The organism is Synechococcus sp. 65AY6A5 (genome assembly GCF_002760415.1).
Lineage (GTDB): Bacteria > Cyanobacteriota > Cyanobacteriia > Thermostichales > Thermostichaceae > Thermostichus.
In genome coordinates this window covers 2,329,358-2,350,047 of the sequence record NZ_AXUW01000001.1, presented here as the reverse complement: position 1 = coordinate 2,350,047, position 20,690 = coordinate 2,329,358, and the positions used below count along the sequence as shown (strand labels likewise).

Annotated in this window: 15 protein-coding genes and 2 tRNA genes; 7 read left to right on the top strand and 10 right to left on the bottom strand. The window is 61.7% G+C overall.

Features of this window, described 5'->3' with window-relative positions; all coding sequences use genetic code 11:
• Nucleotides 1–120: 120 nt before the first annotated feature.
• A complete protein-coding gene (locus SYN65AY6A5_RS11045) occupies nt 121–1,119 on the bottom strand; it encodes a ribose-phosphate pyrophosphokinase (RefSeq protein ID WP_099884625.1) in 999 nt (332 codons plus the stop codon).
• A 120-nt stretch (nt 1,120–1,239) separates the two neighbouring features.
• On the opposite strand from SYN65AY6A5_RS11045, the gene SYN65AY6A5_RS14495 reads away from it, so the two are divergent.
• The 5 genes from SYN65AY6A5_RS14495 (at nt 1,240) to SYN65AY6A5_RS11025 (ending at nt 6,634) form a co-directional block, all read left to right on the top strand.
• Nucleotides 1,240–1,572, top strand: coding sequence for an NINE protein (locus tag SYN65AY6A5_RS14495; protein WP_240531036.1), 333 nt, complete (start codon nt 1,240–1,242; stop codon nt 1,570–1,572).
• A gap of 14 nt (nt 1,573–1,586) precedes the next feature.
• A complete protein-coding gene (locus SYN65AY6A5_RS11040; protein WP_240531035.1) occupies nt 1,587–3,005 on the top strand; it encodes a hypothetical protein in 1,419 nt (472 codons plus the stop codon).
• A gap of 100 nt (nt 3,006–3,105) precedes the next feature.
• On the top strand, nt 3,106–4,425 hold the full coding sequence (rodA, locus tag SYN65AY6A5_RS11035; protein ID WP_099884421.1) for a rod shape-determining protein RodA: 1,320 nt from the start codon (nt 3,106–3,108) through the stop codon (nt 4,423–4,425).
• Nucleotides 4,426–4,774: 349 nt separating this feature from the next.
• Nucleotides 4,775–6,001, top strand: a complete 1,227-nt coding sequence (locus SYN65AY6A5_RS11030; protein ID WP_011431661.1) for a cysteine desulfurase family protein — start codon at nt 4,775–4,777, stop codon at nt 5,999–6,001.
• Nucleotides 6,002–6,034: 33 nt separating this feature from the next.
• Nucleotides 6,035–6,634, top strand: a complete 600-nt coding sequence (locus SYN65AY6A5_RS11025) for a CPP1-like family protein (protein ID WP_099813293.1) — start codon at nt 6,035–6,037, stop codon at nt 6,632–6,634.
• 159 nt (nt 6,635–6,793) lie between these two features.
• Here SYN65AY6A5_RS11025 and SYN65AY6A5_RS11020 read toward each other — a convergent pair whose 3' ends face one another.
• The 3 genes from SYN65AY6A5_RS11020 to lysA all read right to left on the bottom strand — a co-directional run bounded on the left by SYN65AY6A5_RS11020 (nt 6,794) and on the right by lysA (nt 10,081).
• On the bottom strand, nt 6,794–7,540 hold the full coding sequence (locus SYN65AY6A5_RS11020; protein WP_011431663.1) for an isoprenyl transferase: 747 nt from the start codon (nt 7,538–7,540) through the stop codon (nt 6,794–6,796).
• 5 nt (nt 7,541–7,545) lie between these two features.
• Nucleotides 7,546–8,469: a diadenylate cyclase CdaA gene (gene cdaA / locus SYN65AY6A5_RS11015; RefSeq protein ID WP_011431664.1), complete on the bottom strand. Its 924-nt coding sequence runs from the start codon at nt 8,467–8,469 to the stop codon at nt 7,546–7,548.
• Between the two features lie 235 nt (nt 8,470–8,704).
• On the bottom strand, nt 8,705–10,081 hold the full coding sequence (lysA, locus tag SYN65AY6A5_RS11010; protein WP_011431665.1) for a diaminopimelate decarboxylase: 1,377 nt from the start codon (nt 10,079–10,081) through the stop codon (nt 8,705–8,707).
• 218 nt (nt 10,082–10,299) lie between these two features.
• Here lysA and SYN65AY6A5_RS11005 point away from each other — a divergent pair.
• Nucleotides 10,300–10,385: transfer RNA gene (locus SYN65AY6A5_RS11005), tRNA-Tyr, on the top strand.
• A 4-nt stretch (nt 10,386–10,389) separates the two neighbouring features.
• A tRNA-Thr gene (locus SYN65AY6A5_RS11000) sits at nt 10,390–10,461 on the top strand.
• On the opposite strand, the gene miaB is transcribed toward SYN65AY6A5_RS11000, so the two are convergent.
• The 6 genes from miaB to smc form a co-directional block, all read right to left on the bottom strand.
• Nucleotides 10,461–11,822 (bottom strand): tRNA (N6-isopentenyl adenosine(37)-C2)-methylthiotransferase MiaB, encoded by a 1,362-nt coding sequence (gene miaB, locus SYN65AY6A5_RS10995; protein WP_011431666.1) that lies wholly within the window; start codon nt 11,820–11,822, stop codon nt 10,461–10,463. The two genes, SYN65AY6A5_RS11000 and miaB, sit on opposite strands and share 1 nt — an antisense overlap.
• A 182-nt stretch (nt 11,823–12,004) precedes the next feature.
• A complete protein-coding gene (locus tag SYN65AY6A5_RS10990) occupies nt 12,005–13,354 on the bottom strand; it encodes an adenylosuccinate synthase (RefSeq protein ID WP_011431667.1) in 1,350 nt (449 codons plus the stop codon).
• Nucleotides 13,355–13,511: 157 nt separating this feature from the next.
• Nucleotides 13,512–15,032, bottom strand: a complete 1,521-nt coding sequence (locus SYN65AY6A5_RS10985) for a S41 family peptidase (protein ID WP_099812655.1) — start codon at nt 15,030–15,032, stop codon at nt 13,512–13,514.
• Nucleotides 15,033–15,211: 179 nt separating this feature from the next.
• Nucleotides 15,212–15,799 (bottom strand): Uma2 family endonuclease, encoded by a 588-nt coding sequence (locus SYN65AY6A5_RS10980; RefSeq protein WP_099884419.1) that lies wholly within the window; start codon nt 15,797–15,799, stop codon nt 15,212–15,214.
• Nucleotides 15,800–15,902: 103 nt separating this feature from the next.
• Complete coding sequence (locus SYN65AY6A5_RS10975; protein ID WP_168174251.1) at nt 15,903–17,033, bottom strand: SH3 domain-containing protein; 1,131 nt, start codon at nt 17,031–17,033, stop codon at nt 15,903–15,905.
• 106 nt (nt 17,034–17,139) lie between these two features.
• Nucleotides 17,140–20,682, bottom strand: a complete 3,543-nt coding sequence (gene smc, locus SYN65AY6A5_RS10970; RefSeq protein WP_099884414.1) for a chromosome segregation protein SMC — start codon at nt 20,680–20,682, stop codon at nt 17,140–17,142.
• Nucleotides 20,683–20,690: the final 8 nt, after the last annotated feature.

Below are 20,690 nucleotides of genomic sequence, written 5' to 3'. Positions count from 1 at the left end.
TCAGGATAGATGGGGGGTACCTGTTGAGTTGGTCTTCACAGGGCAAAAAGCAAGGGATCCCCTCCAGGTACGCCCGTTCTGCACCCCCTATCTATACTTTAGCGATGCTCTGGAGAAACTTTAGTGAAACATGCTGCTGACGGAGCTGTCTTCGTGAATGCGCCAGATCGCTTCTCCCAGCACGCTCGCCACCGAGAGGACGGTTAAGCCTGGAAAATGCCGCTCTGGAGGGATGGGGATGGTGTTGGTGACGATCACCTCTTCAAACAGCCCGCCCTGCAGGCGTTCGATGGCGGGATCGGAAAAGACCGGGTGAATGGCGCAAGCGTAAACCGCCTTGGCTCCCGACTTGCGCAGCAACTTTGCCCCTTCGGAAATGGTGCCCGCCGTATCGATCATGTCATCCACAAGGATGGCGATTTTACCGCGCACATCGCCAATGAGGTTCATGACTTCCACGTCGTTGTGGGCCTGGCGGCGCTTGTCGATAATCGCCAGCGGGGCTTCCTTGAGTTTTTTGGCAAAGGCGCGAGCCCGCGCTACTCCCCCTACATCGGGAGAGACGACCACAATATCCTCGTCGAGCAGGCCTTTTTCTTTGAGGTAGGCCTGCAGAACCGGCTGGGCATAGACGTGGTCGAGGGGGATGTCGAAGTAGCCCTGGATCTGGGCCGAGTGGAGATCCATGGCCAGCACCCGGTGGGCTCCCGCCTGGGTGATCATGTTGGCCACCAGCTTGGCGGTGATGGCTTCCCGTCCGGCGGTTTTGCGGTCGGCGCGGGCGTAGCCGTAGTAGGGCAAGACGGCGGTGATCTGGCGGGCCGAGGCGCGGCGGCAGGCGTCGATGATCACCAACAGCTCCATCAGGTGATCGTTGACCGGGCGGCAGGTGGGCTGCACCAAGTAGACATCGGCACCCCGGATCGACTCCTGGATTTGGATGTACAGTTCCCCATCGGCAAAGCGCTTGCGCAGTATCGGGCCCAGATCCAAGCCCAAATATCGAGCTACCTCCTGGGCCAGGGCGGGATTGGCACTGCCGGAAAATATCTTAAGCCGGTTGCTCTCAGAAACAGGCGGCAGGGGGGAGGGGCGAAGAAAAGGGGCAGAGCGAACCACAGATCGGTATTGAACTCGTCCGTAGCTAGCGCCCAAAGGCACGCTCCGTTATCGTAGCATTAGCTTTTCCCACCTCAGCAACTGGGTATTTCTTCATACTAATCCCCAGGGAATGCAGCGATGGGCTCCCAAGATACCGTTTCGGGATCCCGGCAGCAGGTCTTGCGGGGGTTGCAAGCCTGGCTGGAGCTGGGTTTGCTGACGCCAGAGCAATTTCGCCATCTGGTGGAGCAGTATCGGCTGGAGCGCCAAGCGGAGGAGGAAGAGCGGAAGGCAGCAGCAGTCTCTCCCGGCAACGGGATCCCGGCCAGCCTGGGCTCGGCCTACGTGCTCTGGATCTTGGGTTTGTTCGGCCTTTGCGGCCTGCACCGTTTTTACCTGCGCCGCTGGCGCACAGGGCTGCTCTGGCTGCTGACTTTTGGGCTGTTGGGGATCGGTCAGCTCTTGACTTGATTTGGATCCCGCAGATGGTGCGGGAAAGAAACGCTCGCTTGGCCGGCTCTGGGGTTGTCGCGCCGGGAGAAGAGCCCCAACCTGTTCGCGCTGGCGGGACGGAGTCCTTGACCGGCGAGCCCTCCTCTCCCCCGGAGATGGCTGTATTGTTGCGCAACTTGCTGTCTGAGCTGAGCGTGGCTTGGCTGCTGCTTTTGGGCCTGTTTTTGGTGGTGGTGTCTTCGGGGGTGCTGGCGGCCAGCCTCTGGGAAGAGTTTTCCCCGACAGCTCAGTACGGGGTGCTCTTGGCCTATACGGCGGCGTTTGGGGTGGGGGCGGGGCGGCAGGAAGGGCTGCGTCTAACCGGTCAAACCTTGGAGGCTATTGCCCTGCTGCTGCTGCCGATCAACATGTGGGCGCTGGACGGGCTGGGGATCCCGTGGGGGATCCGGGTTGTTGCCTTGGGGTTACTCATAGGGATCCCCTTGGCGGTTTGGCGACGGGCTCGCTTGCTGGGGGTGGGTTCCGCTTTCTACGAGACATTGGCCCATTTTTTGGCTCTCTCCAGCCTGCACCTCTTCTGGAGCCTGGGGCCGTCGGAGTTTCGTCCTACTGTTGTTCTCGGGATCCTCTATCTGGGGGTTGTCGGCGCGGTGGCCTACACCTGGAGCCGCCGCTTGCTGCAATGGCGGGGAGCGAGGCTGTGGCCAATCGGGGCGGCTGGATCCCTGTTGATCTGGCGGGGGTTGCTCTCGGGGCAGGTGCAGGTGTCGCAGTTGGGGTTGGGCGGATCCCTCTTGCTTTTGAGCTTTCCCCATCCGGCAATTCGCTTTTGGCATTTGCTGTTGAGTACTGGCATCCTGGCCTGGTGGCTACAGCAGAAGTCCGGGGTTGGCAATGGGTGGGTGTTCCTGACCCATGCCTACTGGCTGGGGGCGCTTCTGGCCGGGATCCTCTGGCTTGGGCCTGACTCAAGCCTGTCTGCTTGGGGGGGTATCCTGCTGCTGCTGGGCTTGCTGCAATGGGCGGGACGGGTGGCGCTGGGCGGGCGGTTGTCGGCACCGGCAGGACAGAGATTGCGGCTGTGGCAGCAGAGTGCCGTTCGCGGTAGCGGGACGGAGTCCTTTGGCATGGGGCTGGTGCTGCTGGGATCCAGCTACCTCGTGTTTTTGGCGCAGGGCGCGGAGTCCATTGGCTGGCTGTGGCTGGCGGTGCCCTTGGTTTTGAACCCACGGGCAACTGTGGGCAGGGTTTTGGCTGGTGGGGCTGGGCTTGGCTTTGGGAGTACTGGGTCTGGCGCTGCGGGTGCGGGCCTACCTGTGGGCGGGCACCCTAGGCTTTGGCCTGGGCGTCTTGCGGCAGGGATGGCTGTTGATAACGACTTACCCGCTGCTGCTGTGGGGCATGGGCATCCTGCTGGGCCTGCTTCTGATTTGGACGGCAGCCAATTTTGAGCGGCGCCGAGAACAGGTGGGATCCCGGCCCTCTGCCTGGATAGAGCAACTGCAGAGCTGGGAATAGAGATAAACTGGTGCCGGCGTCGCTCCATCAGATATGGCCCTCTTCCTGCACAGCGCCGATCCAAAAGTGCCCCCCCAGTCAAGGTGGAAACGGCTCCTGCAGCAGATCTTGTCGCCTTGGCGGGAGTTCGACGGCATCTTGCTGGCCACGGTGCTGGCCTTGACGGGCATCGGCATTGTTGCCATCCGCAGCGCTGTCTGGGAGCGCCCCATCAGCCACTACTGGCTGCAGCAGTTGATCATGGCCGGGATCAGCCTGGTGTTTTTGGCGATGGTGGCGCGGATCCCCTATGAGCGGCTGCTGCGCTGGCACTGGTTTACCTATGGCCTGACCTTGGCGGGCTTGGTTGCAGTGCTCTTTTTCGGCACGGCAGGAGGGGGGGCGGAGCGGTGGATCTCCATTGCCGGCGTCCAGGTGCAGCCTTCCGAGTTTGCCAAGTTGGGGGTCATTATTACCCTGGCGGCCATTTTGCACCACTGGCCGATCAAATACTTCAGCCAAATTTGGGTGGCCGTTGCCGTCATCGCCCCTCCTTGGGTTTTGATCTTCCTACAGCCCAACTTGGGCACGGCCCTGGTGTTTGTGGCCATCTTGCTGGCCATGCTCTACTGGGCCGGGGCCAAGGGCAGTTGGATCCTTTTGCTGCTGTCGCCGGGGGTGGGGGCCATCCTCTACGGCCTGCACACCCGCCCCGAGCTGAGCTGGATGCTCTGGGTCTGGCTGATCTGGTGCTTGGGCATGGCGAGCCTGGCGGCTTGGCGGCTGCCTTGGCGGTGGACAGGAGCGATGACCTTTGGAGTGCTCAACCTGCTCTCCGGGCATCTGGGCCAGGTGGCCTGGCACATCCTCAAGCCCTACCAGCGGCGGCGGCTGGAGATCTTCATCGATCCCATGCAAGAGCCCTGGGGATCTGGCTACCACCTGATTCAGTCCCGCATCGCCATCGGGGCCGGCGGGCTCTGGGGCCGTGGCATCCAGCAGGGCACCCAAACCCAACTGGACTTCATCCCCGAGCAGCACACCGACTTCATTTTCTCGGCCATTGGGGAAGAGATGGGCTTTGTCGGCACCCTGACGGTGCTGATTCTGTTTTGGATTCTCTGTGCACGGCTCATCTGGATTGCCCAGGGGGCCAAGGACAATTTTGGCTCCCTAATTGCCATCGGGGTGCTGGCCATGATCCTCTTTCAGGCAGTTGTCAATATCGGCATGACCATCGGCCTGGCCCCCATCACCGGCCTGCCCCTGCCTTTTTTGAGCTATGGCCGCTCGGCTCTGCTGACCAACTTTCTGGCCATTGGCCTGGTGGAATCGGTGGTCATGCACCGCCAACGCACCACCTTATTCAGGTAATTTCAAGAGTTTTCTTCTCCCTCCTTTTCTGGCGACGCTGGCTCAGGTCGGTAGCCATGCCGCTCCGCAGCGCTCTCCTATCCGCGCGCAACGCTGCTGACGAGCCAGGGATCGACCCCTGCTTCTACTCCCTCCTAGTCTTTTCGTCCTCTCTCCTGGAGGGCCCTGGCGCGGTTGAGATCTCGATGCACCTACCCCACTTGCCTATGCGGTGGGGTAGTCAGACGCTGCCCAAAACCCCCTCCCGCCTAAAGAGCTGGCACGACTGCAACGCCTGCGGCAAGGGGTGTAAATTGCCAACGCGCCAGCACTAAGATGGGGACATCGAGTCCTGGGTTGTCAAGCTCCCATGTCGCCTCTCGATCCCGCGCTTTACTTTGACCACAGCGCCACCACTCCGCCTCGGCCGGAGGTGATCGAGGCCATGCGGCTGGCGATGCAGGAAAGTTGGGGCAACCCCTCCAGCTTGCACGCTTGGGGCGAACGGGCGGCCATGGCCATGGAACGGGCGCGGCAGCAGGTGGCCGAGCTGCTCAACTGTGAGCCGGAGACGCTGCTGTTTACCTCCGGCGGGACGGAGTCCAACAACCTGGCCCTGTTTGGGGTGGCGCAGCGCTACTCCACTCCCCAGCACCTGATCATCTCCAGCGTCGAGCACGCCTCGGTGGAGAATGCCGCCCGCCGCTTGCAGGCCCAAGGCTGGAAGGTAACCCGCCTGCCGGTGAACGCCGCCGGCCAGGTGGATCCCCAAACCCTGCTCCGGGCGCTGCAGCCCACCACCGTGCTGGTCTCCATCGTCCACGGCCAGAATGAGGTGGGATCCCTGCAGCCCATTGCCGAGCTGGGCCGCCTCTGTCGCCAGGCGGGAGTTCTCTTCCACACCGACGCGGTGCAGACGGTGGGGCGGATCCCCTTGGATCTGGCGCAACTGCCGGTGGACCTGCTCTCCCTGTCTGGGCATAAGCTTTACGGGCCGCAGGGGGTGGGGGCGCTCTACGTACGCCCGGGGGTGGAGCTGCAACCGCTGCTGCGGGGGGGCGGGCAAGAACGGCGGCTGCGAGCTGGCACCCAGGGGATCCCTGCCATTGTCGGTCTAGGGGTGGCAGCGGCCTTGGCAGCCCAAGAGCTGCAGCAGGAGACGGCCCGCCTGCGGCAGTTGCAACGGCAGCTGGCCCAGTTGCTGGCCTCTGTGCCAGGTTTGCGGCTAACTGGCCCCTCGGATCTGGAGCAACGCCTGCCCCACCACCTCAGCTACTGCACTGCCGCCATGCCGGGGAATGTGCTGGTGAGGGAGATGAGCCGCCAGGGGATCGCCATCAGCGCCGGCTCTGCCTGTAGCAGCGGCCAACGGATCCCCAGCCGCATCCTTTTGGCCATGGGCTATTCCGAGGCCGAGGCCCTGGGATCCATCCGCCTCAGCCTGGGCAAGGCCACCACCCAAGCCGCAGTTGAACAGGTGGCGCAGTCGCTGCGGGCTCTTCTCCTCTCGGCTGCGGGCGCTGGATCCCTTGAGGAGAAGGCAACCCAACCCCTGCCAGCGGCTCCTGCCGCTGAATTGGCGGCTGGGCTAAGGTGATAGAGAGTTACAGGGCTGGTCGTTATGGCTGAGATGAGTCCCTATCAAGTGTTGGGAGTCAGCGAAGAAGCCTCCTTTGAGGAGATCCAATCGGCGCGGGCACGGCTCCTGGCCAGCTTGGGTGCGGATGAACAGCAGCAGGAGCGGGTGGAACAAGCCTACGACGCCATCCTGATGCAGCGCCTGCGCCTGCGCAAGGAGGGCAAGATCGCCGTCCCCGACCGCATTCGCTACGCTGAACAGCGGGCTGCCCGTCCAGAGACAGAACCGAGTTTGCCCCGTCCCGCTGCCCAAAATCCCCCCTGGATCAGCCGCTGGCTGGATAGCCCCTCTGCCCCGGATATGCTCTGGCCCGCCGTGTTGCTGGGAGGACTGGTGGGTTGGGTTGTCTTGGCTCCCGATGAGTATCCCTCCCTGCAACTGGCGCTGGGGCTGATGGCCTGTATCTATTTCCTGTACCGCAAAGAGCGCCGCTTCCTTCGCGCTTTTCTCTTGGCGCTGGCAGGACTGAGCCTGGGACTGATGTTGGCCTACGCCATTGCCCTTCCCCTCACCGGCGGCGATGCCCCCGGCGCCCTGTTGGTGGGGATCACGTTTGCGGTGATGTGGCTGGTCACCAGCTTTCTGCGCTAGCTGGGGGGCTTCAGGTACACATTCCTACATATGTGCTGCCTGTCCATCTAAGTCGTTCCCTAACTCCCCTCTCCCTGAGGGAGAGGGGTTGGGGGTGAGGGCAGGAGCGCTTGGGTCGGCCCCTAGTTGGATTTGACCAGGCGGGGATCCGTCAAGGTCTTATCTGCCGAAGCGCCGCTGCCGCGACTGATAGCTGAGCAGGGCTTGGTGAAAGGCGGCGCGGTCGAAATCCGGCCAGAGGATGGGGGTGAAGTACTGCTCGGTGTAGGCCATCTGCCAGAGCAGGAAGTTGCTGATGCGCATCTCGCCGCTGGTGCGGATCAACAGGTCGGGATCCGACAAGCCAGTGGTGTAGAGAAATTGGGAAAAGAGGGCCTCGTCGATCTGATCCGGTTGCAAAAGCCCCTGCTGCACCAGGGTGGCAATCGAGCGGCAAGCCTGCACGATCTCCTGTCTGCCGCCGTAGTTGAGGGCCACCGTCAGGCAAATGCCCTCGTTGTGCTGGGTGCGTTCCACCGCATGCAGGATCGTGTCCTGCAAAGATCGGGGCAGGGCCGACAACTGGCCGGCAAACTGGATGCGCACCCCCTGCTGCACCATTTCCGCCAGTTCCTGCCACAGCACCTGCTCGAACAAGGTCATGAGGAAATCCACCTCCTCGCGGGCGCGGCCCCAGTTCTCCGTGGAGAAGGCGTAGGCGGTGAGGAGGGGGATCCCCCAATCGTGACAGCAGCGGAGCAACTCCTTCAAAGCCGCTACCCCGCGCTGATGCCCGACACTGCGGGGCAAGCCTCGTTTTTGCGCCCACCGCCCGTTACCATCCATGACCACTGCCACATGGCGGGGCAATAACTGCGGATCTAGGTCGGCAGGCAACTGCAGAAGATGGACAGGAGAAAGGGTCATGCGGATCAGTCTTTAGGAAGGGTTTTCTCAGGTTTGCGAAGGAGTTTGGCTAGATCTGGCAGGGATCCCCACCAGCGCAACAGCCCATTGTGAATCCACGGGTGGGCCCACAATCCCTGCAGAGGAGCATCCCGTTTTTTGGCTTCGCGCGGATGGCGCAACCGCTGCACCAGCAGTTCGTGGAGCTTGGCACTGGTCAGAGGTCGCTCGAGGCGTCCGCCTTCTGCCAGTGAGATGGATCCCGTCTCCTCTGAGACCACAATACACAAGCAATTGGCCTGTTCTGTGATCCCCATCGCCGCCCGGTGCCTCGTGCCCAGTTGGCGAGAGGCAGTTCGCTCCGAAACCGGCAGGATCACCCCTGCCGCGCGAATCCGATCCCGATGGATAATTACAGCCCCATCGTGCAGGAGCGTCGAGGTCTGGAAGATCGTCTGTAAGAGCTCCCGGGACACCCGCGCCTGGAGAGGAACCCCTTTATCGGTGAACACCCGCGAGTCAATGGGCTGATCTGGCTCGATGACAATCAGCGCCCCTGTCCGATTTTGGGAGAGTTCTCGCACCGCCTGCACCACCTCCTCCACCAAATCCTCCTTAGGGTCATCCTCGTCATCGTCTGTGCTGTTCGGCCACTCAACGCAGATGGCCCTCGCCAGTTGCTCCAGGAGCCGCCGAAACTCCGGCTGAAAGAGTACCCCCATCGCCACAGCCGCGGCCAGGAGCAAGCGATCCAAAATCAGGTGCACCAGCGGCAGCGAGGCGGTGGCCAGATACAGGACCAGCAGCACCATAAACCCCCGCACCAGCACCCCGGCCCGGCTCTCGCGGGTGTAATAGAGGGCCAAAGCCAATAGCAAGACGGCCAGAGCCCAGTCCAACAGGCTGAGAACATTAAACTGCTGTAGCCAAGCCCATAAGGCCGCCAGCATGCCGAAAAACCCCGTTCACGCTCCCCTCGTTGCGGACCCTTTGCCTACGCCATCCTGCGCCCCAGAACCTTTTGGCTCCGGAACCCCTGTTGGACTGCGGCCCCCTGACCAGCCTACCACTCACCTCCTACCTGTCTTCCAGTCTTTCCTGCCCCAGAGCCAGCGGGGTCGCCGCTGCAGAGAAAGCCGGGCCCCGCCCTCAACGGCAACGGTTACAGGCAGCCGTCTCTGCCCTTCACCGCTGCAACCGCTCCGGTAAGATGTCCTGACGGATCAGATCTGCATAAGTTTCCCGCCGCAGGATCAACTGGGCCTTCCCTTGGTTGACCAGCACTGCCGCGGGCCGAGGGAAGCGGTTGTAATTGGAGGCCATGCTGTAGTTGTAGGCCCCGCTGGTCAACACAACTAGGACTTCGCCGGGCGCTGGGTTGGGCAAAAGCACATCTTTCAAGAGCACATCCCCCGACTCGCAGTGTTTGCCGGCCACTGTCACCCGCTGGGTGGCCTCGGCCTCAGGGCGGTTGGCCAGAAGGGCGGTGTAGCGGGCTCCGTAGGTGATAGGGCGGGGGTTATCGGACATGCCGCCGTCAATGGTGACGTAGAGACGCCCTTCGGGAAGGTCTTCGCTGGGCGGGATCCACTTCTTGCCCCCCAAAGTGTAGGCGGTTACAGCCGCTGGCCCAACCACAGACCGTCCAGGCTCGCAGAGCACCTTGGGCAGCGGGATCCCGGCGGCGGTGAAGCTCTGCTGCACTGCAGTGGCCACGGCTTCCACCCACTCCGGAATGGAGGGGGGATCGTCGGATTCGACATAGCGGATCCCTAGTCCGCCGCCCACATTCAGCTCCTGCAAGGGCAGCCCCTTCTCCAGCCCTTGGCGCCAGACCTGGGCCAGTACCCCTGCCAGATCCCGGTGGCCTTGTAGGTCGAAGATCTGGGATCCGATGTGGGCGTGGAGCCCGACGCATTGCAATTGGGGATGGGCTGCCAAAAAATCAAATACCTCCGGCAGTTGCCACTGGCCGATGCCAAATTTGCTGTCGGTTTGGCCAGTGCGGATGTACTCGTGGGTGTGGACGTCAATGCCGGGGTTGACCCGCACCAACAAGCGGGCCGGTCGTGCAGGGGTAGCCAGAGCGGCCAGTTGCTGTAGCTCGTAGAGGCTATCGGCCACCAGGGTGCAGCCCACCTCCAGGGCCATGGCCAGCTCCTCCGCCGACTTGGCGTTGCCGTGCAGGTAGAGCTCCTCACCCCTGGCTCCTGCTTGAATAGCGGTATAGAGCTCCCCGCCGGAGGCCACGTCCAGCCCCAGCCCTTCTTGTAAGGCCAAAGCGCAGATGGCCAAGCAGTTCCAGGCTTTCGTAGCATACAAGACCTGGGATCCCCCAGGGTAGCAGCGGGCCCAGGTGTCGCGGTAGAGCCGGCAGGCGTGTCGCAACGTCCACTCGTCCAGGATGTAGAGGGGAGAGCCAAACTGGCGCACCAGCTCTACCACGTCGCAGCCGCCGATTTCCAGGTGGCCCTGGCTGTTGGTGCGGCTGGTCAGGGGCAATAGCGACTGGTTGGGAGAAACTTGTTCGACGGAGGTGGAAGTGCCGAGGGTTGAAACCATAGGGACAAGTGAAGGGACTGTCCTCCACCCTATCAAGTTTTCTCTCCAGTTTGGCCAAATGCCCTCAAGCCCCTTGTTGCCAGCAGCCCCCGCAAGGTAGGGCATGATGTCTTGCCGGGAACTCCCTCCCTGTTTAGCTCCCGTCCCCAAGACAGCTCTTCTCGCCTGGATTCGATCTTGGGCAGCACTTTCTGCTAGTATAGGAAGCCAGTGTCCAAGGGTCGATGCCCGAGTGGTTAAAGGGGGCGGACTGTAAATCCGCTGGCTTATGCCTACGTTGGTTCGAATCCAACTCGGCCCACCATGCCGCCCACGTAGCTCAGTGGCAGAGCACCCCCTTGGTAAGGGGGAGGTCACGAGTTCAATCCTCGTCGTGGGCTTACGTGCAGGCTCCAAGTTCCGCCGCTTGAGGTTTCTCTTCCCCTGGCTTGACGATCTCGCCGCTGAGGGAAAAGGCCCGTGTGGCAGTGATGCGCACTGGCACCAGGGATCCCTGCAATTGCTCGGGATCGCCGTCGAAGAAGACGATGCGATTGCCGCGGGTGCGCCCCATGGCCTGGCGGGGGTTTTTGGGATTGGGGCCTTCCACCAGCACCTCCTGCACCTGGCCCAGCAGCCGGGCGCTGCGGGCGGCAGCCACCTCCGCGACCAAGCGGTTGAGCCGTTGCAGGCGGTCGCTTTTTTCCTCTTCCGGCACCTGGTCAGGCCACTCGGCTGCCGGCGTGCCAGGGCGGGGAGAGTAGGCGGCAGTATTGAGGAAATCAAAGCCGATATCCTGAACCAGTTGCAGGGTTTCCTGAAACTGGGCTTCCGTTTCGCCGGGGAAGCCGACGATGGCATCGGCGCTGATGGTGGCCTCGGGCATGTACTGGCGGATGAGCTGGATGAGCTGGCGGTAGCGCTCCTGGGTGTAGCCCCGCCGCATCCGCTTGAGGACGGCGTCGCTGCCCGCCTGGAAGGGGATGTGGAAGTGCTCGCACACCTTGGGCAGCTCGGCACAGGTGGCGATCAGCTCTTCAGTAAAGTAGCGCGGGTGGCTGGTGGCAAAGCGAATCCGCTCAATACCTTCCACCGAATGGACAAAGCGCAGCAGGCTGGCCAGGTTGGTCTTGGGATCCAGATCCCGCCCGTAGGCGTCGATGTTTTGCCCTAGCAAGGTGACCTCGCGGTAGCCGGCCCGGGCCACGTCCTCAATCTCGGCGCGGATGGCCTGCGGCTGGCGCGACTGCTCCCGTCCCCGCACCAACGGCACAATGCAGTAGGTGCAGCGCTCGTTACAGCCGTAGATGACGTTGATCCAGGCTGTCACCCGGCTATCCCGGCGGGGCTTGGTGATGTCTTCCGGGATCTCGACAGGCTCGGTGGCCACCACCTGGTTGCCCGCCTCCACCTGGGCCAGCAGATCCCCAAGGCGGTTGACGTACTGGGGGCCCATGACCAGATCCAACTCGGGGACGCGGCGCAGCAACCTTTCCCCCTCCTGCTGGGCCACGCAGCCGGCCACGATGAGCTTGATGGCTGGGTTTTTCCGCTTGCGCTGCGCCTGGATGCCCAGGTAGGAATACACCTTTTGCTCAGCGTTATCGCGGATGGTGCAGGTATTGAAGAGAACTAAGTCTGCCTGCAGCTCGTCTTCGGCGGGCACATACCCCAGCGACTCGAGGATCCCGGCCATGCGCTCGCTATCGGCCCGGTTCATTTGACAGCCGAAGGTGATGGTGTAATAGGTGGGAGCAGCCATGGCAAGACCAGAAGACAGGGTCAGCAATCTCTACCTTTTTTGAGCTTAGCGGATCCTTATGGGGCGGTAGCGGCAACGTAAGGGTTGGGGGGCAGATCCCTCTCCCTTGGCTCCCTCTGCGCGGCCCAGGCTGGTTTGCTAAGCAGTGTCCCTCAGCAGAGTAGCCACTGAGCTAGGGCGCGTCAGTCGGGCATGAGGGCGTGAACTTGCTTGCGGCCGTTGGGGTAGAGCAAGGCGCGCTTGGGGCCGTGGATGGGATCCTCCACGATAATGGTTTGGTCGCGGCTGGCTCCCAGGGAGACGATGGCAATCGGCACCTGCATCAACTGGGCCAAAAACTTCAGGTAGTCGTAGGCTTCGGGAGGCAAGTCCTCAAGGGAGCGGCAGTCTTTGGTGGAGCACTTCCAGCCGGGCAGGGTTTCATAAATGGGCTTGCACTGGGCAAAGACGCGGGCATCGCTGGGAAAGTGACGGATCTCGCGCCCCTGGTACTCATAGGCCACGCACACCTTGATCTCGTCTAGGCCGTCCAGCACATCCAACTTGGTGATGGCCAAGCAATCCAGGCCGTTGATCCGCACGGCGTAGCGCCCGATTACGCCGTCGAACCAGCCGCAGCGCCGCTGCCGCCCGGTGGTGGTGCCAAATTCGGCTCCCGCCGCCCCCAGGTAAGCGCCAATCTCGTCCTTGAGCTCGGTGGGGAAGGGGCCTTCGCCGACGCGGGTGGTGTAGGCCTTGGCTACCCCAATCACCCGGTCAATGCTGGTGGGGCCGATCCCGGCCCCCACGCAGGCGCCGCCGGCGATGGGATGGGAGGAAGTGACGTAAGGGTAGGTGCCGTAGTCGAGATCCAACAGCGTGCCCTGGGCCCCCTCAAAGAGGATGTTCTGCCGCTCCTCGATGGCCTGGGTGAGGAGTAGGGCAGCGTCGGTGACGTAGGGGCGCAGCCGCTCCGCGTAGGCCAGGTATTGCTCGATGATCGGCTCGGGATCCAGAGGGGGTAGGTTGTAGATTTTTTCCAGCAAAACGTTCTTGTAGGGAATGGCCCAACTGAGGCGCTCCCGCAGTTGGTCGGGGTACATCAAGTCCACGACGCGGATGCCCATGCGCTCGGCCTTGTCGGCGTAGGTAGGGCCAATGCCTCGCCCGGTGGTGCCCAGCCGGTAGATGCCGCGTCGCTCTTCCTCGGCCACGTCGATGACGCGGTGGTAGGGCAAGGTTACGTGGGCTGTCTCGGCGATGTAGAGGTTGTGGGTGGAGATCCCCAGTTGGTGCAGTTGGTCGATCTCGGCCAGCAACACCTCAGGGTCGATCACCGTGCCGCTGGCGATGATGCAGCGCTTGTCGGGGTAGAGGATGCCGGAGGGGATCAGGTGCAGCTTAAAGATTTGGCCCCCCACCACCACGGTATGTCCTGCGTTAACCCCGCCTTGGTAGCGGACGACCACATGCGCCTTTTCACTGAGGAGGTCGGTGATCTTACCTTTTCCTTCGTCGCCCCACTGGGCACCGACAACCACAACGTTTGCCAAGGGCTTCTCCTACAGTCTCTGAACGGCACAAAAAATCCCCTTTGCGGGGTCGCTGCACTAATTTACCGCATTGCTCCAGGCAGTGTTGAGGGCTTCGGACAAAAACGTTAACAATCGATTAATTTCGACCCCTCGCTAGGGCAGCAGCCCGCTCCCTTTAGCTCCCCGGCTTGAACAGGCCAATGGCGGTGACCTGGTTGGATCCCGCCGCAAAGGCAAAGGACAGGCCAAGGGCGTCGTAGTTGACATAGTAGCGATCGTCGCGCAGATATTCTCGGCTCCCCTTGGGGTAGGGCACCACCTCGTTGTAGCCGTTCTCGCCAGGCCCGCCGTAAATGGCGATCACTTCCGAGTAGGTGGAGCCGATACGGATCCCTTCGCCAGTCATGGCTTCGGGTTGGGTGGTGTAGATGCGGTCGGCAAAAAAGCTATTGAGAACGCCCGGACGGCGGTAGGCAAAGAGGATGTAGTCCTGCAAGTAGAAGATCTTCAGGTCGCTGTTGGACTGAAATACATTTGCCCGCGATTCGGCCGGGATCAAATCCACGTTGCCCAAGAGGTGGGTATCGACGTTGCGGGTATCCATGCCCAGGACAAAGCGACCAACACGGCCCTCTTGCACCAGGACGGTGGGGCGGGGGGGAGGGCTGGGGCGGCGGGGCAGGGCCAGCGCTTCTAGGGCGGCCTTTAGCCAGGCGTTCTCATCCCCCTCCACCTTTTGCAGGGGCACCAAACCCTGGGCTAGGGAGCGTCCATCGCCTGTCTTCCAGGTGGCCACGGCCAGTTCCACCGCCGCGCCAGAAGGAAGGGCAAAGAAGCGGGTCTGGCGTTCGCTGCCTTGAGTGGGTTGCCCTACTATAACGGTGCTGCCGCTGGCTCCCAACTGGGCCGCCAGGAGGGTGGCCCCCTGGCGGGTGTTGCCGTCGACCAGGACGGCCGATGGGATCCCAGCAGCCAGTGGCAGGTTTTCGCTGTTCCAGGGGGTAGGCTGGCCAAAGCGGTCTTCGGTAACCAGCAGCGGCTGCACGGAGCGGGGCAAGAATAGGCGTGCCACATCCGCTATCACTTGCGGGTCATAGCCCACCGAGCTGCGCAGGTCGAGGACAATGCCTTGGCTGTAATCCTGGGTGTAGAGGGCTTGGCGGATCTGCTGGGCTGTGGCAGGGGTGAGCTCCGGCACTGCCAGGTAAACCTGGCGCGGCCCAATCTGACGCGCCTGCAGGGGTGGACGAGGGCGGTTGAGCAAGTCCCTGAAGCTTTGGGGATCCCAGAAGCGATCGGCGGGATCCCCGTATTCGCGCAGAACCTCTCGAATCAGCTCGTACTCGACTTCGATGGGCGGACGGGGATCGCTGTAGGTGCGGGCCAACAGGCGGGTGTAGAGGTCGTTGTAGTTAACCGCAGCGGCTTGCTTGCCCGCCTGCCAAGACTCGTTGATGAACAACTCCACCAGATAGCGCAAATCCTGGCCCATTGCTGGCAAAGGAGGAGCTGCCGGGATGCCCAGATCGGGCGACGCACCCTGGAAGGGAGAAATCGGATTCGCAATCGGATCCTCAACTGAGGGCATGACCGGCACAGGGGGCAAGGCCGCTTGCCCCATCACTCTGCCAGAAAGGACTCCGCTGAGCGCCCCGACTGTGCCCCACACCTGAACTGCCCGCGCAAATCCCTTCATGGTGGCCTGCCCTTGTTTGCAGATGCTGTGAATAGGATAAACTCTGGGCAATCTCCTCTACCACTGTCGGCAGGGCCAAATACTTGTTTTTTAAATCATGAGACACTACTGGTTGTCTTGCCCTCTTGCCTCTGTCTGGGCGTTTCCCGGTTCGGATCCCGAAGCAGCGCGGGTGTGCCCTAGCTCTCGGCAGACCAGATTGTGCGGATAGGCAGGGTGAAGCCGGGCAGCACGTCTTCTCCCGACAAGGTTTCTGGGTCTTCCAACAGTTCCGGCGCCTGTCCTGCTCGGTAGATCATCACCCGCTTGGCCTTGGCATCCAAAAGCCACCCCAAGCGGCAGCCGTTGTCCAAGTACTCCTGCATCTTGGCCTGGGCTTGAACCCAAGAATCGGTGGGCGAGAGGATCTCCACCACAAAGTCAGGACACAGGGGCAAGAATCCCCGGCGGGTCTGGGGATCCAGAGCCTCCCACTTTTCCAGCGGGATCCAGGCCAGGTCAGGAGAGCGGTCGCTGCCTGAAGGCAGAGAAAACCCCGTGGAAGAATCAAAGGCTTTGCCTCGGCCCGCTTGGCGGTTCCAGACATAGACTGCCCCCGCAATTTCAAAGTTGAGGTTGCCAATTTCACCTCCGGTTGGAGACATAATCACCAGCTCTCCCTGGGCGGTGCGCTCCAGCTTCAGCTCAGGATTGGCCGCACACAGCCGGACAAAATCCTCTCGCGTCAGAGTCATCAAAGGGCTGAGATTGAGCGTCAAGGCCGTCATGGCAGGAACTGGAGCATGCAAAACCGGATTGCTAGAATGACCCCACTGCTGAAGTGCGACAGGAAGAAATTGCGATCCCTGGTCTTAGTTTAAGAGTCTCAATCTAGTTTACTTTTGATTCAATGTTTTCCAGGGCTTGAGGATGGATCCCTGCTGCGATGGCTTGCTGCAATACGTGACGACGCACCTCTTCAGTGTGCCTGTCAAGCACCATTTTCAGAGCATAAAACCGGTTGATGGCAAGCTCGTTGAAATGGGCCAGCGCCGCTGCGGCAAAGGATCCCTCTGCACCCCGATAGAGGTATCGCACCAAGGTATCGGCGGCTTCTATGGCCAGTTCCCCTTCCAGAGAATGCAGAGCTTCTAGATTCTTTTCCACTTCTGCCAGGGAGTTGCCACAGGATACCCGTGTCAGACCCATCGATACCCAGCCCACCAATGGCTGTCGAATCTTGAGCCAGCCGTTGAGTACTTCCATGACCCGCACTTCGGTTCCATTGGGCAGTTGACCGATAACATTGCCTGCGGCTACAGCGGGTGTCGATCGTACATTAGTCGGCGGATTGGGATCCTCTATCTGAGTAATGCAGGGCAGGGGGACATCTGTGTACAAGGTGTCGTCGATCTCAACCTCCTTGCCGGCACTGCGAAGTGTATCAATTAGCCGACTGACAACATCTTTGGGCACATCTAGCACTGTCGAGAGCCAACTTGGATTAATGCTTAGCCCTGGCTCCCAGCCCGCCTGAGCCACCACTACCCACTGACCACTGTGTTTTTTAAGCAAATAGCAGCCATCAATTACCGGAAGGTCGCCAACTCCGGCAGAGACTTCAACCAGAGCATAGTTTTCGGCAATGGCGATTGCTCCGGTTTCCAGAGGATGAACCGGCACACCGGGAGATCGAGCTGCTGCTTGTCGGAGATACTCGTTGATCAATGGGTCGGTGAGCACAGCTTGCCTTATGGCAGTGCGATCACCAGAGCTGCCGGGGTTTGGCAAGGTTTGCGCGACCCAAGTTCTCGCTGTGGCAGCTGGCAAAGCCGACAAAACTTGAAGGGAAGCTGTAGGAGCTTCTGCCTTGGATCCACCCTTGTCCAGGAATTGCGCTGTTGGAGAAAAGACATTGCCGCCCAAAAGTAGTAGCGTTGTTGCTATCGACAATGCTGATGGGATTTTCCTCAAGCTCAATATCGATCGGCAGCTTTGGGATAGAAGAGCTTGCATTTTCATCAACATCTGCTGAAATGGTTTGCCCTGCGGAGTTTTTGGAATCTACGCTCTTCTCTAGATAGCAAGCGAGATGGGATCCCGCCGCGATTGCCGCCTGCTGGGTGCTTTAGCCGACGTGAGCGGTGGGGTTGACTAGGCCGATCACTTGAGTGTAGGCGCCGCGAGCTTGGGTCACTCCAATGGTGCGCTCCGCTTTTTCAAGCATGGGACGGCGCAGGCTGACCACCAAGAATTGCGCCTGGCGGGATTGCTGCCAGATCATGTCGGCCAATTTTTCTACATTGGCCCCATCCAAAAACATGTCCACCTCGTCAAAGGCATAAAAGCTAGAGGGGCGATAGCGCTGCAACGCAAAAATAAAGCTGAGGGCCGTCAAGGATTTTTCTCCGCCCGACATGGCGCTGAGACGACGCACTGGCTTGCCTTTGGGGCGGGCCACCAGGGTCAAACCCCCGGCCAACGGATCCTCTGGGTTCTCCAATTCTAAATAGCCCTCTCCCTCGGAAAGCTGGGCAAAGATGGTCTGGAAATGGCCGTTGATGGCATGGAAGGCATCCAAAAACGCTTGGCGGCGCAGGGTGGAAAAGTTCTCGATGCGCAGCAACAATTCGGTGCGCTCTTGGTGCAGGGTTTCCAGTTTGGCGCTGAGATCCCCTAGGCGGGCCTGGATCTGTTCGTATTCGGCGATGGCCAACATGTTCACCGGCTCCAGGGATCGCAATTGCTCTTCGATTTTGCGTTTTTGCCGTTGCAGCTCGTCCAGGGTCAGGTGGGGGGGCAGGGGGGGAAGGGGATCCGGCAGCTCTTGGGCCGCGGCTTGCAGTTGGGCTTGCAGTTGGGCAAGGATGGCCTCTTTTTCCTGCTGTTGGGTGAGGGCGTGGTAGCGTTCCCATTCCAGGCGTTGGAGCTGCTGCTGTTGGGCGCGCAGTTGAAATTCTTGCCGCTCCCGCTCTTGGCGCAGGTGGGCGAGGCGGGCTTCGATCTGGCCCATCTGTTGCCGTTGCTCGGCAATGTGCTGCTGGATGTGGGCGAGAGTGGCCTGGGCCTGGGCGATTTGCTCTTGAAGTTGGGCCTGACGCCGTTCGCCCTCTTGCAGGCGCTCCTGGTGGTGCTGGATCTGGGCCTGCTTCAGGTGTTGCTGGCTGAGGTTCTCCTGCTGCTGTCGCTCCAGGTGGGCCAGGTGGTGTTGCAGCTCCGCCAGGTGGCTCTCCTGCTGCTGTACCGCCTGCTGCAGTTGCTGCCAGTGCTGGTTGACCGGGGATCCCTCCAGTTGGCTGAGCTTGCGGGCGAGATCGGCCAGGCGCTGTTGCAAGGGATCCCAGCGGAGTTGAATCTGGTGCAGCCGCTCTTGGATCTGCTGGCTTTCGCTTTGCCATTGCGCCAGGGATCCCTGCAGGTGTTGCAGGCGGGCCTGCTGGTTTTGGCAGTCGGCCTGGTGCCGCTCCAGGTATTGCTGGGCTTGCAGGGCGTCCTGGCGGGCCAGGAGCAGGGCCTGGGCCAGTTGTTTTTCGCGGGCTTGGGCGGCTTGGAGGCGAGGGGCGAGGGCGGCCAGCAGCGCTTCCAGATCGGCCAGGCGGGCGCGCAGGGCTTCCCCTTCCGAGTGTTCGCCCGCAGAAAAATGGATCCCAGCTCGTTGGGGGCCGGTGCCGCCAGTGATGGCTCCCGAGGTTTCCAGCAGCTCCCCTTCCAGGGTGACCATGCGGTGCTGGCCGATGTAGGGCCGGGCCAGCTCCAGGCTCTGGAAAACCAGGGTGGAGCCGAACACAAAGCCAAAAACATCTCGGTAGCGCTCTTCAAAGTGCACCAGGCGGATGGCGTAGTCGATCAGACCGTTTAAGTTGAGGGGGGCGGGCGGGCGGGCGGGCTGCAATTTGTTGAGGGGCAAAAAGGTGGCGCGCCCCAGTTTTTCCCGCTTTAAGAGGTTGATCGCGCTGACGGCGACGCTTTCATCTTCCACCACCACAAAGTGCAGTCGGTTGCCTGCCGCAATCTCCAGCGCCAGTTGATACTGGGGATCCACCTGCCCCAACTGGGCCACCAATCCCAAAACCCCCGGCAGGCGGGCGCTCAGGATGGCCTGGGTGGCGCGGGATCCCTGGGATTCTTGCAGCAGTTGGCGGCGGGTCTCCCACTTGTCCAGTTGCCGCTGCTTGGCGTGGAACTCGGCGGCCAGCCGCTCGTGGGTGGCGCGATCCAGCTCCAGGTTGGCTTGCAGTTGCGCCAGCTCTTGCGCCAGGGCCTGCACCTGGGCTTCCGACTGTCGGCAGGCCTGTTCCAGCTCGGCGGTGAGGGCCAGGTGGGATCCCAGCCATTCTTCAATCTGGGCGATCTCAGTTTGGGTGTCTTGGACTTGTCGCGCCAGTTGCCGTTGGCGCTCTTGCAGGCGAATTTGCTCCTGTTGCAAAGGCTCTTGTTCGGCGCGGATCTCTTCCAGGTGGCGGGTGAGGTAGCGCTGCTGCTTGACCCAGGCCTCGGCAGATTGGGCCAGGGCCCGCAGTTGTTCGCGGCTTTGTTCTAGGCTGATTTGGGCTTTCTGCACCTGGGCTTGCAGGGATCCCTGGGCCTGGGCCAGTTGCTCCTGTTGGCTTTGCAGGCGTTCCAGCTCTGCCTGCAGGTGCTGCTGTTGGGTTTGGCGCTCCTGCTGCAGGCGCTGCGTTTGCTCGATTTCCTGCTGCCAGGCGGCGATCTGTTGGCTGAGCTGTTGCCGTTGCACTTCGGCGGCAGCGATCTGGGCTTGCAGGTGCAGGTATTCTTCCTCTCCGAGGGCGTGGATGCGGCTTTGCAGCTCGCTCAGGGCGGCTTCCGCCTGCTGTAACTGCTCGCTCAAGGTCTGCACCTGAGCAGTGGCTTGCTCCTGAGCCTCCAGAAGCTGCCGAATGGCTGCCTGGGTTGCTTCCACTTGGGCTTGCAAATGCCGCCAAAGCAACACCCGTTGCTGTCGCTCCAGCGTTTGCCACTGCAGCCGCAACTGCTGGTACTGCTGCGCCTTTTCGCTTTCCCTGAGCAGCCGCTCTCCTTGGGCTTGCCATTCCTGCTCGATGAGCCGGAAGCGCTCAATTTGTTCGCGCACCACCTCCAGCTTGGCGTTGGCCTGGGCGATCTTGCGGTCGAAGGTGGCCACCCCCGCCAATTCGTCGAGGATCTGCCGCCGCTCCTTGGAGTTCATGGAGATGATGCTGGTAACATCCCCCTGCAGGACCACGTTGTAGCCGTTGGGGTAGATGTGCATCGCCTCCAGTTGCTCGTGCAGCTCGCTCAAGGTGCAGGGCACATCGTTGATGTAGAAGGTGCTGGTGTAGGGCAGGGAATCGGGATCCTCTCCCTTGCCGGGGCTGACCCGCAGCCGACGGCTGACTTTCCATTCTCTCGGCTGGCCGTCTTCTCCCGGCCCCAGATCGAAGGTGACGGCGACGTGGGTCTCTACCCGCCGGTTGCTGCTGAGGCTGCCAGAATGCACCAGATCCGAAAGCCTCTCTGCCCGCATCCCCCGCGAGGACGATAGCCCCAGCGCGAACAGGATCCCATCCAGGATGTTGGACTTGCCGGAGCCGTTGGGGCCGGAGATGACCGTAAAACCCGGCAACAGGGGCAGCGAGGTCGTGCTGCCAAAGGACTTAAATCGGGTCAGCTCGATCCGCTTGATGTACATCCCGCCCC

What these genes read in the sequence shown, in the direction of transcription:
- SYN65AY6A5_RS14495 (WP_240531036.1), top strand. Translation starts at nt 1,240, where the DNA reads ATGGGCTCCCAAGATACCGTTTCGGGATCCCGGCAGCAGGTCTTGCGG.
- SYN65AY6A5_RS11040 (WP_240531035.1), top strand. Translation starts at nt 1,587, where the DNA reads ATGGTGCGGGAAAGAAACGCTCGCTTGGCCGGCTCTGGGGTTGTCGCG.
- rodA (WP_099884421.1), top strand. Translation starts at nt 3,106, where the DNA reads ATGGCCCTCTTCCTGCACAGCGCCGATCCAAAAGTGCCCCCCCAGTCA.
- SYN65AY6A5_RS11030 (WP_011431661.1), top strand. Translation starts at nt 4,775, where the DNA reads ATGTCGCCTCTCGATCCCGCGCTTTACTTTGACCACAGCGCCACCACT.
- SYN65AY6A5_RS11025 (WP_099813293.1), top strand. Translation starts at nt 6,035, where the DNA reads ATGAGTCCCTATCAAGTGTTGGGAGTCAGCGAAGAAGCCTCCTTTGAG.
- SYN65AY6A5_RS11020 (WP_011431663.1), bottom strand. Translation starts at nt 7,540, where the DNA reads ATGACCCTTTCTCCTGTCCATCTTCTGCAGTTGCCTGCCGACCTAGAT.
- cdaA (WP_011431664.1), bottom strand. Translation starts at nt 8,469, where the DNA reads ATGCTGGCGGCCTTATGGGCTTGGCTACAGCAGTTTAATGTTCTCAGC.
- lysA (WP_011431665.1), bottom strand. Translation starts at nt 10,081, where the DNA reads ATGGTTTCAACCCTCGGCACTTCCACCTCCGTCGAACAAGTTTCTCCC.
- miaB (WP_011431666.1), bottom strand. Translation starts at nt 11,822, where the DNA reads ATGGCTGCTCCCACCTATTACACCATCACCTTCGGCTGTCAAATGAAC.
- SYN65AY6A5_RS10985 (WP_099812655.1), bottom strand. Translation starts at nt 15,032, where the DNA reads ATGAAGGGATTTGCGCGGGCAGTTCAGGTGTGGGGCACAGTCGGGGCG.
- SYN65AY6A5_RS10980 (WP_099884419.1), bottom strand. Translation starts at nt 15,799, where the DNA reads ATGACGGCCTTGACGCTCAATCTCAGCCCTTTGATGACTCTGACGCGA.
- SYN65AY6A5_RS10975 (WP_168174251.1), bottom strand. Translation starts at nt 17,033, where the DNA reads ATGAAAATGCAAGCTCTTCTATCCCAAAGCTGCCGATCGATATTGAGC.
- smc (WP_099884414.1), bottom strand. Translation starts at nt 20,682, where the DNA reads ATGTACATCAAGCGGATCGAGCTGACCCGATTTAAGTCCTTTGGCAGC.